3 protein-coding genes are annotated in these 2,226 nt (G+C 34.4%); 2 read left to right on the top strand and 1 reads right to left on the bottom strand.

The window, feature by feature from the left end:
• The first annotated feature begins 141 nt into the window (after positions 1–141).
• The gene (gene repM / locus BMW42_RS14535; protein WP_001292329.1) at positions 142–1,077 is read left to right on the top strand and encodes a replication initiation protein RepM; all 936 of its coding nucleotides are present in this window, start codon (positions 142–144) and stop codon (positions 1,075–1,077) included.
• Between the two features lie 77 nt (positions 1,078–1,154).
• Positions 1,155–1,661: a plasmid replication DNA-binding protein gene (locus BMW42_RS14530; RefSeq protein ID WP_092768976.1), complete on the top strand. Its 507-nt coding sequence runs from the start codon at positions 1,155–1,157 to the stop codon at positions 1,659–1,661.
• Between the two features lie 53 nt (positions 1,662–1,714).
• On the opposite strand, the gene BMW42_RS14525 is transcribed toward BMW42_RS14530, so the two are convergent.
• The coding region (locus tag BMW42_RS14525) for a hypothetical protein (RefSeq protein WP_213032624.1) at positions 1,715–2,226 on the bottom strand (512 nt) is incomplete at its 5' end.

Below are 2,226 nucleotides of genomic sequence, written 5' to 3'. Positions count from 1 at the left end.
ATAAAACTAGGTTTATCGACCCATAAAACTAGGTTTATCGACCTTAAAGCTAGGTTTATCGACCCATAATTAAGTTAATTTACAACTCAATTGAAATAGTCTATTGTACAACCTAGTTTAATTATAAATTTATTATTAGAAATGAGTGAATTAATCGTAAAGGATAATGCTCTAATTCAAGCAAGTTATACCTTAGATACAGTTGAACAAAGACTGATCCTATTAGCCATTGCTGAAGCTCGAGAAACTGGACATGGGATAACTGAAAATAGTCTTTTAGAAGTACATGCAAGTAGTTATATAAATACTTTTAATGTCGAGAAACATACCGCTTATACCGTACTCAGAGAGGCATCTAAAAGCTTATTTGATCGCTATGTCACATACCATGACATTAATCCTAAGACAGGTAAGGATCGTAGCTTTCATTGTCGTTGGGTCGACAAAATTGGGTATGAATCTCAATCAGGAATTATTTTCCTACGATTCACCCAAGATATCGTTCCACTCATAACTCGACTTGAAGAAAATTTCACTAAATATGAATTGCAGCAGGTTTCTAGGTTAAGTAGCTCATATGCTATTCGGCTATACGAGCTATTAATTCAATGGAGATCTGCCGGAAAAACGCCACTTTTTGATCTATCTATCTTTAGACAACAACTTGGTGTCAAACCTCATCAATACAAAACAATGAGTAACTTTAAAACATATGTTTTAGATTTTGCTCTTAAGCAGGTAAATGAGTTAACCGATATAACAGCTAAATATGAGCAACATAAAAAAGGGCGTTCTATTTCAGGTTTTTCATTCACTTTCAAACAGAAAAAAATGAGTAATCTGCCAATAAAAAATAAGCGTGACCCAGACACTATAGATATTTTCTCAAAAATGACAGATGCTCAACGCCATCTGTTTTCCCACAAACTGTCAGAACTTCCTGAAATGGGAAAGTATTCTCATGGTACAGAAAGCTATCCGCAATTCGCTGTACGCATTGCAGAAATGCTTCAAAACCCAGAAAAGTTTAAAGAACTCTATCCTTATCTCCAAAAAGTAGGCTTCAAAGCTGCATAGAAGATAGACTTGCTGATTTGTCTATTAGACAGTCTAATAGACACTAATTTTTTACAAGATTAGGCAGAGATTTACACATGAAAAGCCTTACAGTTCTTGAGCTTTCTAAGCTTTACAATATTAATCGACAAACCATTTACAACAATATAAAGAAAGGTATTTTAAGTAAAAATTCTGACAATAAGATTGATCTTGCAGAAGCGATCCGGGTATTTGGTGAGCCAGTACAAAAACAGAGTGTAAAAGTAGACAGTCCAACTTCGGCAGAAGTTTTACTCCTTAGACAGCAGATAGACCTACTAAAAAATCAGCTAGATGATGCAAAAAATAGAGAAAGCTTCTATCAAAATCAAATTGAAACTATGCAACGCCTATTGGAAGCTCCAAAAACCAATACAACACAATCTGATGATCCTGGATCAACACAGGCAGAATCCACAGTAGAAGAAAAAGAGGACGTCATAGCTATGCCTCCTAAGGAGTCAGAGGTTATCGAGAATAAGCGTATTCCAGTCCCTGAACATATTGAGCCAGAACCAGAAAAAAGGGGCTTTTGGAGCCGTTTTTTCAAGCCCTATGGGTAATATTAATAAAACAGCCTATGCAAAAAAATTTACTTAGGCTGTTTTCCTTTTAGTTATATGGATTTTGCTTCATTAAATGCTACTTGAGTTTCAATGAAAGCAAATTTTGCACACCATCCAAAAACTAAAATTATTCCTAAAGCAGTCAGGGCTTGCATAATTGGAAGACTATTGTTTCGCAGAACGAACATTAGAATTGAGCTTATAAACAAAGCAGAGAATAAAATGCATCCATAGCCCCAAGCTATACATAATAGATAAGAAAAACTTTTTCTTATTCTAGGACCAACAGGTAAAGGACGACTTCCATTTCGATGATTCACACTATTAAATATGGTCGTTATTGTTCCCTTGCCTATTTTCATAAGTGAAACTTTATTTTCTGTTAAGGCTTTCAGATTTTTATCGATTTGGACTAAAACGCTAAGGATAGCTAGTATCCCTCCAGTCCAACCTAAAATCTCCAAGATAACGCTAGGAATTTTTACTATTCCCCAAATTACTTCTAGTTCCATTTCTTTTCTCTGAAAATTATTTCTTAAGAAATAATTTATCAAAAAAAAAA

Origin of the sequence: Acinetobacter sp. DSM 11652 (assembly GCF_900109815.1) — a bacterium.
Classification (GTDB): Bacteria; Pseudomonadota; Gammaproteobacteria; order Pseudomonadales; family Moraxellaceae; genus Acinetobacter.
This window is presented reverse-complemented; position numbering and strand designations above follow the sequence as displayed.